The 14131-nt window shown below is 56.6% G+C and carries 16 protein-coding genes and 1 pseudogene; 13 read left to right on the forward strand and 4 right to left on the reverse strand.

From position 1 onward, the window contains the following. Positions 1 to 381: 381 nt before the first annotated feature. Positions 382 to 951: a GcrA family cell cycle regulator gene (locus tag ACR0KN_RS09185; protein ID WP_480653513.1), complete on the reverse strand. Its 570-nt coding sequence runs from the start codon at positions 949 to 951 to the stop codon at positions 382 to 384. A 125-nt stretch (positions 952 to 1076) separates the two neighbouring features. Between ACR0KN_RS09185 and ACR0KN_RS09190 the strand changes: the two genes are divergently transcribed. After that, positions 1077 to 1880 carry an ABC transporter permease gene (locus ACR0KN_RS09190; RefSeq protein ID WP_480652982.1) on the forward strand — a complete coding sequence of 268 codons (804 nt, stop codon included), beginning with the start codon at positions 1077 to 1079 and terminating at the stop codon, positions 1878 to 1880. On the opposite strand, the gene ACR0KN_RS09195 is transcribed toward ACR0KN_RS09190, so the two are convergent. After that, a complete protein-coding gene (locus tag ACR0KN_RS09195; RefSeq protein ID WP_480652984.1) occupies positions 1862 to 2752 on the reverse strand; it encodes a DMT family transporter in 891 nt (296 codons plus the stop codon). The two genes, ACR0KN_RS09190 and ACR0KN_RS09195, sit on opposite strands and share 19 nt — an antisense overlap. Positions 2753 to 3046: 294 nt before the next feature. On the opposite strand from ACR0KN_RS09195, the gene ACR0KN_RS09200 reads away from it, so the two are divergent. From ACR0KN_RS09200 to ACR0KN_RS09210, 3 genes are read left to right on the forward strand one after another with little or no spacing between them, the layout of a single operon-like run. Continuing rightward, a complete protein-coding gene (locus tag ACR0KN_RS09200) occupies positions 3047 to 4234 on the forward strand; it encodes an acetylornithine transaminase (protein ID WP_480652986.1) in 1188 nt (395 codons plus the stop codon). Positions 4235 to 4261: 27 nt separating this feature from the next. After that, positions 4262 to 5188 carry an ornithine carbamoyltransferase gene (gene argF, locus ACR0KN_RS09205; protein WP_480652988.1) on the forward strand — a complete coding sequence of 309 codons (927 nt, stop codon included), beginning with the start codon at positions 4262 to 4264 and terminating at the stop codon, positions 5186 to 5188. A 57-nt stretch (positions 5189 to 5245) separates the two neighbouring features. Continuing rightward, the gene (locus ACR0KN_RS09210; protein ID WP_480652990.1) at positions 5246 to 5590 is read left to right on the forward strand and encodes a 5-carboxymethyl-2-hydroxymuconate Delta-isomerase; all 345 of its coding nucleotides are present in this window, start codon (positions 5246 to 5248) and stop codon (positions 5588 to 5590) included. Positions 5591 to 5617: 27 nt separating this feature from the next. Here ACR0KN_RS09210 and ACR0KN_RS09215 read toward each other — a convergent pair whose 3' ends face one another. Further along, the gene (locus ACR0KN_RS09215; RefSeq protein ID WP_480652992.1) at positions 5618 to 6217 is read right to left on the reverse strand and encodes a ferric reductase-like transmembrane domain-containing protein; all 600 of its coding nucleotides are present in this window, start codon (positions 6215 to 6217) and stop codon (positions 5618 to 5620) included. Positions 6218 to 6220: 3 nt separating this feature from the next. Further along, positions 6221 to 6709 (reverse strand): peptidase associated/transthyretin-like domain-containing protein, encoded by a 489-nt coding sequence (locus ACR0KN_RS09220; protein WP_480652994.1) that lies wholly within the window; start codon positions 6707 to 6709, stop codon positions 6221 to 6223. A gap of 276 nt (positions 6710 to 6985) precedes the next feature. Between ACR0KN_RS09220 and ACR0KN_RS09225 the strand changes: the two are divergent. From ACR0KN_RS09225 to ACR0KN_RS09265, 9 genes and pseudogenes are all read left to right on the forward strand, one after another. Then, a pseudogene (locus tag ACR0KN_RS09225) lies at positions 6986 to 7138 on the forward strand (pirin family protein); the annotation flags it as partial. A gap of 241 nt (positions 7139 to 7379) precedes the next feature. Further along, complete coding sequence (locus ACR0KN_RS09230; protein WP_480652996.1) at positions 7380 to 9002, forward strand: recombinase family protein; 1623 nt, start codon at positions 7380 to 7382, stop codon at positions 9000 to 9002. A gap of 181 nt (positions 9003 to 9183) precedes the next feature. After that, positions 9184 to 9423 (forward strand): hypothetical protein, encoded by a 240-nt coding sequence (locus tag ACR0KN_RS09235; RefSeq protein ID WP_480652998.1) that lies wholly within the window; start codon positions 9184 to 9186, stop codon positions 9421 to 9423. 83 nt (positions 9424 to 9506) lie between these two features. Then, positions 9507 to 9635, forward strand: coding sequence for a hypothetical protein (locus ACR0KN_RS09240; protein WP_480653000.1), 129 nt, complete (start codon positions 9507 to 9509; stop codon positions 9633 to 9635). A 1704-nt stretch (positions 9636 to 11339) separates the two neighbouring features. Beyond that, a complete protein-coding gene (locus ACR0KN_RS09245; protein ID WP_480653001.1) occupies positions 11340 to 12008 on the forward strand; it encodes a hypothetical protein in 669 nt (222 codons plus the stop codon). A 29-nt stretch (positions 12009 to 12037) separates the two neighbouring features. Further along, positions 12038 to 12805, forward strand: a complete 768-nt coding sequence (locus tag ACR0KN_RS09250) for a hypothetical protein (protein WP_480653003.1) — start codon at positions 12038 to 12040, stop codon at positions 12803 to 12805. 12 nt (positions 12806 to 12817) lie between these two features. Further along, positions 12818 to 13114 carry a hypothetical protein gene (locus ACR0KN_RS09255; protein ID WP_480653005.1) on the forward strand — a complete coding sequence of 99 codons (297 nt, stop codon included), beginning with the start codon at positions 12818 to 12820 and terminating at the stop codon, positions 13112 to 13114. After that, the gene (locus ACR0KN_RS09260) at positions 13107 to 13544 is read left to right on the forward strand and encodes a peptidoglycan recognition protein family protein (protein ID WP_480653007.1); all 438 of its coding nucleotides are present in this window, start codon (positions 13107 to 13109) and stop codon (positions 13542 to 13544) included. Before ACR0KN_RS09255 ends, ACR0KN_RS09260 begins: the two co-directional genes overlap by 8 nt. 152 nt (positions 13545 to 13696) lie before the next feature. Continuing rightward, a complete protein-coding gene (locus ACR0KN_RS09265; RefSeq protein WP_480653009.1) occupies positions 13697 to 14110 on the forward strand; it encodes a hypothetical protein in 414 nt (137 codons plus the stop codon). Positions 14111 to 14131 lie beyond the last annotated feature (21 nt).

Consider the following 14131-nt stretch of genomic DNA (forward strand, 5'->3'; position numbering starts at 1 on the left):
GCGCAAGGCGATTGGGAAAAGGTCATAGAGCGGGAACATGCAATTCTTGTCGCAAAGAACAAGATAGAACAAAAAAGTTACCCGGCATTGTGAGTTTGCTCGAAACGGACCGCCAGTTTCAAATTGTACTGTAGGAAGATCACACGCAACAATGGCGGAAGCCGACGTTCAGTCTGTGACCATCAAGGTCCGCTTCGTCCCACACAGCCGACGCTCCAGTCTAAAACACTCTCGCAGTTTTCAGCGAGGGTGTTTTCTTTGTAAGAGCTCGTTACGCTTTGTGTCGTCCCCGACTATGCAGCGCTTCCGGTAAGAGGCGTGGCGAAACGCCTGCGCCCTTTTCACGTTCTATAGTAAAGATTTAGGTTCTTGTGTTCGCTATTATCGCCGACGGTCGCGACGCGAGCTCATTGGCTGGAACGCCACGCCCACATGCGCCTCGCAATAAGGCTTGCCCGCCTCGACCGGAAGGCCGCAGAACCAGAAATCTTCGGTCGCGGGGTCGCCGACGGGCCATTTACATGTTTTCTCGGTCAGCTCCATCAAGGTCAGCTTCTTAGCTTTCTTCTCAACCTCGTTGACCTTGGCCAGCGCCTCGGGGCTGATCTCGTTCGCTGAGGGCTGCGGTGGCAACGGCTGGCCGGCCGGAATGATTTGGCGGCGAGCAGGGATAGCGGGTTTCGCTTCCGGAGCAGGCGCCGGGCGGGCCGGTTCTGTTTTGGGTGCCGGTTTTGGCTTGGCCTCGGCCTTGAGCGCGGGCGCCGGTTTTTCCTTGGGCTCGGTCTTTGCCGGGCTGGCGCCGGTTGCACGGTTCGACAGACCCAGACGGTGAACTTTACCGATCACCGCGTTGCGGGTCACGCCGCCCAGTTCCTTGGCGATTTGGCTGGCCGACTGGCCCTCGCCCCACATCTTTTTCAGCAGCTCTACACGCTCGTCAGTCCAGGACATCATTTGCCTTTCAAAAGCGGAAAGCGGCCCCGGATTCGGGCCGCCTTGGGAATTCGTCTTAGCCCCCTATTCTAAACACTGCGGCCCGAGTTACAAGCGGTCTTCGAATCAGGTATGGGGCAGACATGCAGAATCTCATGGATCAGGACGCGCGCCGCTTTGGAGCGGTGAATTGGATGGGCCTCTATACGCTGGCGCAGCGCGAAACCCTGCGGTTTTTGGCGGTGTGGACGCAGACCTTACTGGCCCCGCTGGTGACTGCCGGTTTATTCCTGCTGATCTTCAACATTGCCATCGGCCCCAGCCGGTCGGACGTGATGGGGGTGCCGTTCCTGACCTTTCTAGCTCCCGGCATCATGATGATGACGGTGATCCAAAACGCCTTTGCCAATACTTCGTCCTCGATGGTGATTGCCAAGGTGCAGGGCAATATCGTGGACACGCTGATGCCACCGCTGTCGCCGCTGGAAATCCTGCTGGGTTATCTGGCTGGTGGCATCGTTCGCGGTGTCCTGATCGCTCTTGTCGTTGCGACTGCACTGGCGCTGGTTCTGGGTATCGTGCCGAAATACCCGTTGATCGCACTGACCTTCGTGGTTCTGGGCGGGGCTTTCATGGGCGCTCTAGGCCTTTTTGCCGGCATATTTGCCAATAAGTTCGACCAGATGGCTGCGATTACTAACTTTATCGTCACGCCACTGGCCTTCCTGTCGGGCACTTTCTATTCGGTCGAGGCCCTGCCGCCGGTGCTGAACCGGCTCAGCCATGTGAACCCGGTCTTCTACCTGATCGACGGGTTGCGATATGGCATGATTGGTGTCTCTGACAGTTCGCCTTGGCTCGGGATGTTGATTTGCACGAGCGCGACCGTGCTGGTTGGCGCGCTGACCTGGCAAATGTTGCGTACCGGCTATCGGCTCAAGGCCTGACGCTGTCGCGCCTCACGCCAGACCAGGATTAGGCCACCTGTGAGGATGATGGCCGATCCGATCAAGCTGATGCTGTCCGGGACAACCTGAAACACAGCGAAATCATAAAGCGCGGCGAATATCAGCGTGGCATAGCTGATCGGCGCCACAAAGGACGCATCCGCCCGCGCCATTCCGTTGACGAAACAGGCCTGAGCGCAGGCCATCAACACGCCGATCGCCGCCAAGGCCGCCCATTGCTGCGGGGTCGGCATTTGGAACACAAAGCTGACCGCGACCGTTGCAATGGTCAGCCCCATCGCATTGTTGACCAGCAAGATCTGAATTGGAATTTCGCGGCCAGAGAGTTTCTTGATGAAAATCAGCTCCATCCCAATCACTGCTGCCGCGGTTAGGGCTAGCAAGGCGGCGGGTTGAAAACTCGCGGGTGTTGGGCGCAACAGTACCAGTGCACCGATCAGCGCTACAATGGCTGCCATCCAGCGCCACGGACCGACGCCTTCTTTAAGCAGCGGGATCGCCAGCACCATTGCAAAGACCGGGTTCAGGAAGGATATTGCCGTCGCATCCGCAATCGGGATGAACGCAACCGAGGCGAACATCAACGTAATCCCAAGCCAGCCAAAACTTGTCCGCCCGACATGCAGGCCCCAATGGACATGCCCGAGGCGCGGGCGCAGGATTCCGACGGTCGTGACGATTACCAGAAAGGCAAACAGAAACCGCCCGTGGCTGATCTGCATTGGATTCAGCGCAGGCCCAAGAACATCTGTGCCCAGCGCCTTGGCTAGTAATGTGGTGCCTGCCAGAATGGCGCTGGCCACAAGAATCAACAGGGCCGCAAGGGCAGGGTTCTGGCTTATCGGAGTCATGGCCCACCCGTGCGTTAGCGCAGGACAAATGGCAAGCAGCAAATCCCGGTCTCAGAATGATTTTTGCCTTATTCGCAAAAACGGGGTTTTCAGACTAAACGTACACCGCTATACGACCCGCCATGATCAAAAACGCACATATCCTGCGACTCCGACGCCGACGCTTTACCGCGTAACCGGCCCGTTTGATCTGTTTGCGCTGTCTAAATCCGCGCAATCTCCACCAAATCAGTTGACGACTATGGCCCCAGTGTATCACTCACAGGGCTCAAGCTATTCGAAAAGGATGATCCGATGATCCCGTCCGTTCTGCCGACTTATAATCGTGCGCCCCTGACATTTGTGAAGGGCGAAGGCGCCTGGCTGACCGAGGCGGATGGCCGACGTTTTCTGGACCTTGGCGCGGGCATCGCGGTGAACGCGCTGGGCCATGCGCATCCAGCGCTGGTGGCCGCGCTGACCGAGCAGGCGCATGCGCTGTGGCATGTCTCGAACCTCTACAACATCCCGCAGCAGCAGGCGTTGGCGGACAAGCTGGTCGAACATACCTTTGCCGACACGGTGTTCTTCACCAATTCGGGCACGGAATCCTGCGAACTGGCTGTGAAAATGGCCCGCAAGTATTTCTATGACAAAGGTCAGGCCGAAAAGGTCGAGATCATCACCTTCGATGGCTCATTCCACGGCCGTTCCTCAGCAGGCATCGCCGCCGCAGGGTCTGAGAAGATGACCAAAGGCTTTGGCCCGCTGCTGCCTGGCTTCGTGCACCTGACATTCGGAGATCTCGATGGCGTCACCAATGCGATCAACGAAAATACTGCCGCGATCCTGATCGAGCCGGTTCAGGGCGAAGGCGGCATTCGCCCAGTCCCCGACGCCGAGCTTAAGGCTCTGCGCCAGATTTGCGATGACAACGGCCTCTTGCTAATCCTCGACGAAGTTCAGTGTGGCGTGGGCCGCACCGGCAAGCTTTTCGCCCATGAATGGGCCGGTATCACACCGGATATCATGATGGTCGCCAAGGGTATCGGCGGCGGCTTTCCTCTGGGTGCTGTTCTGGCCACTGAAGAGGCCGCCAGCGGCATGACCGCAGGCACCCACGGATCGACCTATGGGGGCAATCCCCTCGGTTGCGCCGTCGGCTGCGCAGTAATCGATCAGGTCGCCACACCCGCTTTCCTCGAAGGTGTCAACCGCAAGGCAGGCCTTCTGCGTCAGAAACTCGAAGGTCTGATTGCCGATCACCCCGAGGTGTTCGAAGAGGTGCGCGGTTCCGGTCTGATGCTCGGTCTGAAATGCAAGCTGACCAATATCGACGTGGTCAACGCAGGCTATGACAATGAGGTCATCACCGTTCCTGCTGCCGACAATGTGATCCGCTTGCTGCCTCCGCTAACCCTGACTGAGGATGATATCGCCCAGGCCATGATCCGCCTCGACAAGGCTGCGGCGCAAGTTGAAAACGCAATGGCTTCGGCCTGAATGTGCCTGATTGAAAAGCGAAATATAATGAACCACTTCCTTGATATCCACAAAACCGACGCAACCGCCTTGCGGGGCATGATCGATCAGGCTGGTGCCATGAAACAGGCCCGCCTTGGCCGTCCCAAAGCCGCGCCGGATGATGAGCAGCCGCTGAAGGATCGCATGGTGGCTCTGATCTTCGAAAAGCCCTCAACCCGCACCCGGGTATCGTTTGATGTGGGCGTGCGCCAGATGGGCGGGCAGACCATGGTGCTGTCGGGCAAGGACATGCAGCTGGGCCACGGGGAGACCATTGCCGATACCGCCCGCGTACTGTCACGCTATGTTGACATGATCATGATCCGGACCTTCGATGAAACCATCCTGACCGAGATGGCGGAATATTCGGACGTGCCCGTCATCAACGGCCTGACCGACCGCACCCATCCTTGCCAGATCATGGCTGACGTACTGACGTTCGAGGAACATCGCGGTCCGATCAAAGGCAAAAAGGTCGTCTGGACCGGTGATGGCAACAATGTCTGCGCCTCTTTCCTGCATGCTGCCGGTCAATTCGGGTTCGATTTCACCTTCACCGGCCCGGCCCAGCTAGACCCGGAAGAAGAGTTCATGGGGCTCGCCCGCCAGCAGGGCTCGAAGGTCGTGATCGAACGGGACCCGCACAAAGCGGTTGAGGGCGGCGATCTGGTGGTCGCCGACACCTGGGTTTCGATGCATGACAGCCAATCCGCCAAGGAACGTCGCCACAACATGCTGCGCCCCTATCAGGTCAATGCCGAGCTGATGGCGCATGCCAAACCCGACGCGCTGTTTATGCACTGTCTGCCCGCCCACCGCGAGGAAGAGGCCACGTCCGAGGTCATGGACGGCCCAAACTCGGTGATCTTCGATGAGGCCGAGAACCGTCTGCATGCGCAAAAGGCGGTCATGCGCTGGTGTCTGGGCGTCTGAGATTCGCAAGTAAGTACCGAGAGAGCCACATGGCTCTCTTAAATCTCGGAGCTTCTCATGCCACACGTCACACTTGAATTCTCTGCTGGTCTTGAACAGTCTCATGATTTTCAAGCCATCTGCGAGCAGCTTTACTCGGTTCTCGCCGGGCATGAAGAGTTTGACCCGCCAACGCTCAAAATCCGCGCCACCCCGGTTCCGTTTTCTCATATTGGGACCGAACCGCAGACCTTCATTCATGCCATGCTTTTGCTGATGCAGGGCCGGGATGAGGCGACGCGAGCCGAGTTGAATGCCATCATCATGAATGTTCTGGCCGAGGCTGCGCCCACGGTCGGCAGCATCACCGTGCAAGATGTCGAAATGAACCGCGCCACATATGCCAAGCGCCTATCAGCCTGATGCAACCCCGGCACGCGCATGCGGCGTCTAGGCGCGCTGTTTCACATCCCAAACCCGCAAGCTGACAAGCGTTGCGAGGCTCGCCAGAACCACCAGAACGCACAATGCGAACTTGGTCATGATTTCCATCGTGCCCTCAATCAGCAGTGCGTGAATGACGCTACCCAGAATGGTCACTATGGCCAACCCTGCATGGCCCAAGCGCCAGACCCGAAACCGCAAGCTTAGGCGTTGCCGAAAAATCCCCATTGCCGCTGCCGCAAAACCCGCCCACATGGCGATGACTCCCCATGCCGAAAAAGGTGTTGCAGACACAAAAAACAATGCGTCCACGACGTCAGGCGGGCTTGTGATCCACAAGCCAATCACATGGATCGCAATGCTTGTGACAAGGGCCAAGCCACACCGCCTGTGCCAATGGCGGCTGTTGACCGGAGAAAGCCCGGGCAACCAACGCCCGGCCAACAAGGGTTGCATCAGAAGAAGGCACATCCCGATTATGCCCGCAAAACCGGCGAGGATGTAAATCGGCTCACGCCACGCCAGATACGGGCTGAAAGCCGCCGCTATGACCGGAACCAAAAGTGTGGCAGCCAATGCTGCCCAGATCGCAGCTTGCCTTAACACCCGTCAGACAGGCTGCAACACGAAATGTGCGGCCAGGGTCTTGTCCTTTGCGCTCGACATCACTGGGCGCAGGAATACCGTCTCAAATTCACCGCTGTCATAGGCCAAATGCCCGTGTGGTTGACCAAAGGCGGGCACAATCTGAGGCATTTCCAACCGGAACACTCCTTTCGCATCGGTGAGTGTCGCCCCATGGCTGCGCTGATCGCGTTCATGCCCTTCGGTTGTATGGGCCCAGATCTGGATGCGTTGACCGGGCAGGGGGGCTCCGTCACCCGCACGTCGTACGGTGCCGGTCATCCAAAACCCGCCACCGCCGATTCGCTCCACGATCGGCGCGCCGGGTCGATAATTGTTCGACCCGCCCCGCATCGACGGTGTCGGCGCAAGATCAGAGGCGTGCGCAGGTGTGATCACGCCGGTCAAACCGGCTACAATTGTGCCAACCCCTGTCGCAATTAACTTACGGCGATTGATTTCGAGTCGAGTCATTGCATCCACTCCTGTCGGCTGAACCTCATCTTTGACCGGCTTCCCTGATCCGGCGACACCCGATTTCTAAGGATAGCACGATTGTTTATGATTCCGAGAGTCGGCGAAGGTGAGCTTCAGGTGCTCCGTTCCACGCCTTGGTGAGTAACCGCAAGTCGTTCCAAGGACTTCACGATCATTGTGCGAAAATGCACTTTTCTTGCGATATTTTTCCAATACATTCAGCATTGGCAAACATGAACGCGTCTTATGGGACCGAAAAAACGGAGATCAGGAATGAGTTGGAACCCCACCCATAACCCCGAATGCGCCTCCGAAAAAGATGCTCTCGAAACCTTGATCATCCCACGTGCCCGAGATCTCGGCGGGTTCGAGGTGCGCCGCGCGCTGCCCTCGGTCAAGCGTCAGCTCGTTGGCCCATTCATCTTCTTGAAGTAAATTCTATATGACCCTATCAATTGCGCATGCTGAGGTTGCTTGGTGTGTGCATGAGTTAGTTCGGGTTGTTCCCTCGTTCATGTCCTTTCCAGCGTCCTCGGTTACCTGACGAAACAAAGGGTAACACCGCAGGTTCACTTGACCATGATCGGCCTCATCTCCAGTAGAACACACGGAGATATCGGACCGAACACCCAGGGTGAACCCACCGGTACAAACGAGAGACACGGGAATGGATGAAAGCAACACCAAACCTATCGCATTCAGCTACGTGCGATGGTCATCAGATCAACAACGCGACGGTGACAGCTTACGTCGTCAGACCGCAGCGGCAGAGAAATGGTGCATTGAGAACGGCTACACCCTTTCATCATCAAACTTCGTTGACGACGGTGTGTCGGCATTTGCTGGTCGAAATGCGGGTGCGGATGGTAAACTTGGCGCGTTCCTTGAGGCCGTTAGGTCAGGGGCCATTCCCAAAGGCTCAACACTCCTCATTGAGAACCTTGATCGTTTATCCCGCGACAAGATCAGGCGGGCGAGAAACACCCTCGAGAATATCCTCGATCTGGACATCGATGTGGTCACTCTAAGTGACGGTAAGGTTTACACTCGAACAGACCTCGACGACGACCCCTTGGTCTCCGTAATGATCCTTCTGACCTTCACTCGGGCGCGAGAAGAGTCCGTTATGAAGTCGAAGCGACTAACAGCCGCGTGGGGTACTAACACCAATGAGACACTCGCAGGTAACCGTGTACGCTCCTCGCAAACACCGGCATGGATCAAGGTAATTGGTGACCCAAAAACCTCCCGAGAGTTTGAGGTGATCGACGACAAGGCGGCGTTGGTCCGTGATGTGTTTGAGAGATTTGCCAACGGTGAACGCCCTGTCGGCATTGCCCGTGATCTGGCTGCTCAGGGTGTCCCTGCGTTGGTCAGGGGGCAGTGGCGGGGTCAGACTGTCAGCCAGTTGGTGCGCTCTGAGGCTGCTTATGGGACGCTTGAAGTAGGCCGCAAGATCAAGCCCGAGGAAAAGGACGGGTCACTACCGATTGCCAAAGGGTTCTACCGCAAGGGTGACCGGGTGATCATCGATAAGGTCGTGAATTACTTTCCGAGGATCGTTGACGAGGACATCGAGCGGCGCGTGAGGTTCCGCCTTGAGCAGCGTGAGGCTGCAGGCGGTGCCGAAGTTAAAACTACATCACCGGTCGAGCCAATGCGTCGTCAGACCAAAGCGGCACTGACGGGTGTACTCAAGGTTCCCGGTACTGACAGGAATGCAAAGCGCAAGGCGTATGCTCGAACTGCAGCCTACATCGATCCAGTCTTGAATACCTACATCGGGGCCGTGTCCCACATCGACGAGGTGTTGATCGACTACTGGCCGGAAATCAGGAAGGCCAATGCGGTAGAGACTACACCAGAGACAGAGGGCCTCGAGGCAGCACTGTTGGACGCTCAAGGAACACTCGAATATCTCCAATCGAAACCCGCAGTGCCACCCCGCTTGCTACTTGCGGCAGAAGCCGAGGTAGAGGAGCTCGAAGTCGAACTGAAACGGATCACCGAAAGCGCCGGTCTAGGTGCAATCGATCTTCCCCGCGATGTTAGCGACCTTGAGCCTCACGAGTTGAATGCGCTGGTGCGTCGGGTTGTTGCCCGTGTTGATGTCCAGAAAGGCGAGGAGATGCGCCTCTCAAAGACACCCCGGAAGCGGGCGAAAGGTATCCGAGTGCCGCACCCTGTCTATGACCTCAGTGTCACCATGCGGAACGGCATTCAGTTGACCATCGGGAAGGGCCTGAGCGGCCTCGAACCAAGGAGGCCATCAGACGAAATGATCCACTAGGCGGCTGGAAGACTAACCTTTTGAGTGGGCCGGAGAGGCCCACTAGGACGCTTCGAAAACATACGATATCGCAAGGCTTTACGCATAGTAACTATATGAAAATAAACAATTTAATTGTTGACTTCGAGAGTCCGGGTCCCTTATCTATCCGTATCCCAACCACGAAAAAGGAAGCGTCGGAATGGACAACCAAACACGTGGAGACCTCGAGCAAGTTCAAGACATCCTTGAGCAGCGCATTCACGAACTGACCCATGGCGACGACTACGCGCTCCGTGAAGAAACCCCCGAGAAACTGGCAGTCAACTTCTGGAAACGGTTGCCGCTCTCGTTGCTCCTGATGGCAACAAAAGCTGTCATGGTGGCTGGCAACACCAATGCAAACTCAGGCACCCGTCCACCAGAGGTGTTTCGCGTATGAGTAGCACCCGCCGCAAGTTGGACTTGAAGCACTTCTCCTCAACACTCCAAGTACAAGCGTTCGCCTTCGACGCTGCAATCCACATGACGCAGAAGAGTGTCATAGAGAAGGTGGATCGGGATGGGCTCGTAGGGGATGAGGAGTACAGGGATTTACAACGCAAGATCGATGACTTGCTCACAGTCGCTCGTCACATGGGGTTGCCGCAGTGAGCAAACAGGCAATAACTGCATCCTTCTGAATGAACCCAAAACGTCTCGGCTGGTGGTCTGCTGGCCGAGGCCCGCGAGTTCCAAGATTAGGTCACTCAGGTTGTCCTGCCGTCTATCCGTAAGGACGGTGGATATGTCGCGGGTAAGGACAGAACGGGAGTGCCGGAAACCCAATGAAACAAGGGGTTTTGCATTCCACCCCTTCCATAGAGAAGAGAAAAGAACCAAAAGTTACACCTCTAGTTATCACCTAGAGTACACCTCAGGTTCACCCCCGGTATCTCCTCTGTGTTGATGGTCGATGATGGTCATTTAACGGTCGATGACACGCTAGGTACATCTCGTTGTAAATCAGTGGGTTAGAATTAGTGCTGACTTATGAGACACAGAAACCAAAAGATTTACCTTTAGTTACACGATCAGGTTCCTCTCAAGGCTTCACGGTTCCCCGTCAGTGTACTTCAGGTGACTGTCCACCACCGATAATCAACCAACGACTGTGACCATCAATCCTAATCCCTATACCGCATCGATCTTGGTCCTTGGTCGATGATGGTTCAGGTCTCACGCGCATCCCTGTCTTGTCTGACGGGTCGATGTAGTGAGACCTTTTACCGTTTCACTACGTCCGCGTTGTCTTTGTGAGCTTGACAACATGGGCGGAGTGATGAGGACGCCCTCGGCTGTTGTGGTGACTGGCTTCGGGGGCGTCCTCAGTAATCACAACACACAATACAGCGAGGCCATCATGACCGTCTGCGCCTCACCTACATGTACCAACCCATTACCAGCCTTTGAGTACACTGAAAGACTGCCCCAGCGATGGGGCCTGTGTTCCCGCTGTCGGACAGTCGTCCAGAACCGAGGGGTTCCTCTCGGTGGCTACATCCCCGGTGGAGCAATCAACACTATTGCCCGGTCGGTCTTGAGGCAGACCAAACCAAGTCAGTCAGAGATCGCGGAGGCCCTCCGATTAACCCGAGGAACAAGGCATCGTGTCGGTGATTGGGATGATAGGCCCGCATACAGGATGGCGGTGCTGAGATATGGCCGAGCAAGGGAGCGGCTGCCCCATCTCCTAATCGGTAGGCGTCATGAGCCGAACGCATCGGTCATCTTCAGAGCGTTCACCCATTACGTCATCGCCCGAGAGGTCCTTGGAACGGGGCATCGATACAACGTCTATCTCGTTGGTGGAACTTACATGGGCCGTCAGGGGTTGTGTGTCCCTCCCGGTCGCAAAGCGGAGGTACTGACTGGCGATGTTCGATACTCCAAATACCGCCTGAGTTACGCCGACGTCGCCATTGTTGGTACACACACGCTGAAAGCCGCTGAGAAGCTCGGTCTACGTCGAACGGACCGAGACCTAACCGCATCCATTGTGACCAACTACGGGCGTCTCCTTGAGTCTGGTGATGCGTTCCCGCCGGTCTCCGTACCAATCAGATCAATGCGTACAGACTTCCTCGGCGATAGTCTGTTCGATCACGTCCTCCCGAGGTCCCCAGCGATCCCCCTGAGATACCATAAGGTGATCCGCAGGTCCTCAGGTCTTATCGCGGGACACTGGCCCGAGGGCATTGACCCAGCCGCCACGGCGTCGGTGTCCGATCTTCTACCGAAGCCAACAACCCCTACACAGCCAGCACCACCCCCGATGCCGTCTACGGATTGGCTGTTTGGCAATTAAGGACCGTCATCATGCCCAGATTGAAACCCAAGAAGCCACCCCGGCGGATGTACCTCAAGACCTGCAACGCATGTGGTGAAGAACATGAAACCCACAAGCCCAAAGCCTCGAGGTGCGAGACCTGCATCGATGAGAACCGCAGGATTACCTACAAGATCTGCATCTCGTGCGACGCAAAGTTTCCCGCCCCGTTCGGCGATGAGTACAGCTGCCCATCCTGTGCCGAGGTTCATGGGATCGGCCAAGCAGAACTCACCCCCGAACAACGCGAGATTATCAAGGCAGAAGAGACGCTTGCTCGATGGAAGAACAAGGTCGCGATCCTCGAGACCGAACTCGACGAACGCAGCAACGCTAAACCCAAAGGGACAAAACTCATGAACGAAAAAACCAAGGCATCGGCTGTAGGTGTCGCTTGGCTCGAGTTGTGCGCAAGGGACGGACAAGTCTCCGCGCTTTCGCAGATACATGAAAGGGACTTGGACGATGACACGAAGCTGCGTCTCGTCCTTGCGTATTCCCGCATTCGGCTTCGCGGATACTCGGTCGAGGCAATCTCGAAGCTCTGCCCGGTACACCTGATGTCCCGCGACGACGACAAAGCGATCACCGATCTGCCATTCGCCGAAAACCCGCCAACACCACAACAGATGGCCGAGATTGAACTCGGCTTGGCGTAACCCTGACTACCAACAAAGGATCAAAGAAAATGACTACAACACGTGTAACCTTCGGCGGTGACGGCCTCGTTGAGCAATCAATGCCGTCTTCCAAATCATACGCTTCAAGCGCAGACTACGTGAGCGGCGGCGTCACCGTCCGCGACACCAACAACATGCAACGCGATGTCCACTCACAGGGCGATCTCAAAGACAGCGACGTGATCAACGTACAGGGCATGTCGATGAAGGTCGCCCAGGCTAAAGAACTAGGATTGCTTAACGCCGTTTTTGACGAAGGGCTGTCGATTGGCGCGGCTCAAAGGGCCGCGCAGGAACATAGTTCGGCGGTAGTCGAGATGCCCGAAGAACCCAAAGGTAGCGACACAGGTCATGCTGAGTTCGACTCCGTGATCGACGGGCTGAACAATTCGCTCGACGACGACATCATGTCGATGGAAGAGGCCCAAACCTATGAAACAGCGTTCGGTCAGATTGCCATGTCCGGTATGTCCCTCGATGAGGTTGGCGAAACCATGCGCGGTCTGGCTGATGGGTCGGTATCGGAACTAGACGTGGATGGCGACACCCGTGCGATGTTCGCAAATGTCCAAAGCACAATCACCGAGGCTGCAACGCAGAGCGCAATGCAGGAACTTGGACAAGATGGCTTCGATTTCCTGAAACAGGCATCAGACACGCATACCGGTGTTGATCGTTGCGTTCGCCAGTTTGCTCTGGATCGGGCAGCGGGTCGCGCCGATGGCATCACGTGGACTGAGTTCGCTCAGCATATCCGCGAGCAGCTTGGTCACTGACGTTGGTCACCCATGAATGACGACTTAGCCGACATGGTTTGGGACACAGACATCGATCTGGTCCTGAACCGTATCCAACCCCGCACCTGCGCCGACCCCGAGTACTTCTATGCAACGGTCGATCTGATTGAAGACGGTCGTTCACCAACAGGGGCGGGAAGGCTGACCATGAGTGAACTCAAAGAGTGGGCGGAGCGCGTGAAGAAAGGAACCAGAACTGATGCTAAAGATCAGACGCGCCTCGACATACCTGCGGACAACGATGTTCGCTACGTTGCCCCGCGAGAAAACCACGGGGTGTATGGTTAGATACACCCACCACCCAGCCGATCCGCGAATTGACGCAGCGATCATCGATGGCGAACACGCCAAGACTGGCCGCTTCGGAATTGGCCAACACTATTTGGTGCTGGTCGATGGTACGGTCGAGATTTGCCGCCACCCTCTGTCGGTCGGTGCCGTCGGTCGTGAAAACTTCACGAGAAGCAATATCCTGATCGGTGTGGTCGGTGGTCGGGATCGAGAGACAGGCAAGTTCTCCGAAACCATGAAACCTGCCCAACGTGATGCGCTGGAAGCCCTCTATCAGAAACTCGCGGATGCACTCGGCGTCCCCCTCGAGATCGACGAGAGCCTCGAGAAGTTCACCCACAAACAACACGAACAAGATGAAGCTGCAGAGGCTGAACTCGAAGAACGTCTTGACCGAACCGAGGCACTGACAGTCGGCACTCTCTGACGCCACCATCAAAACCCCCTCGACCCCCGAAAACACCTCCCGTGATCCATTGATTTCATTGGCTTTTCCAATGCCAAAATCGACCCTCCGCAGGGGGCGGTAGGGAGGTGCTGTTTTAGGGGTTTTGAGGCTTGCACAAAGGACTCCTCCAAATGGCCAACGCCATCACAATAGGTGACGCCAAACGTCACTATCAAAAACACTCTCCGCTGCACGGCAGAACCCGCCAGCACAGGGCAGACCTCGACGCAATCGCAAAGGCATCCGCCCCGATGACCAAGGCTGAGAACCTGATCAGCAAACGCTGCGATGAGGTCATCGACCGCAAGATCGAAGAGATGCTCACTCGTCTTCAAGGTCGCCGTACCCGGCATCGCTATGACCAATCTGCCGTGGTTGCTCTCGAGCATCTGACAGATGATCCCCTCGATCCCCATACGCAGCTACCGATCTGGCGGGACATGCTGCGCCGCTCGAAGGGAACGACCCTGCCAAAGATGGATTTCTATCGAGATGCCCGCGCGATCTTCCAGCAACACTCAATGTTCAACCCGGCGGTTCAGTGAAACCGTTCAGATCAAGGACTC

The organism is Ruegeria sp. AP7 (genome assembly GCF_056539905.1).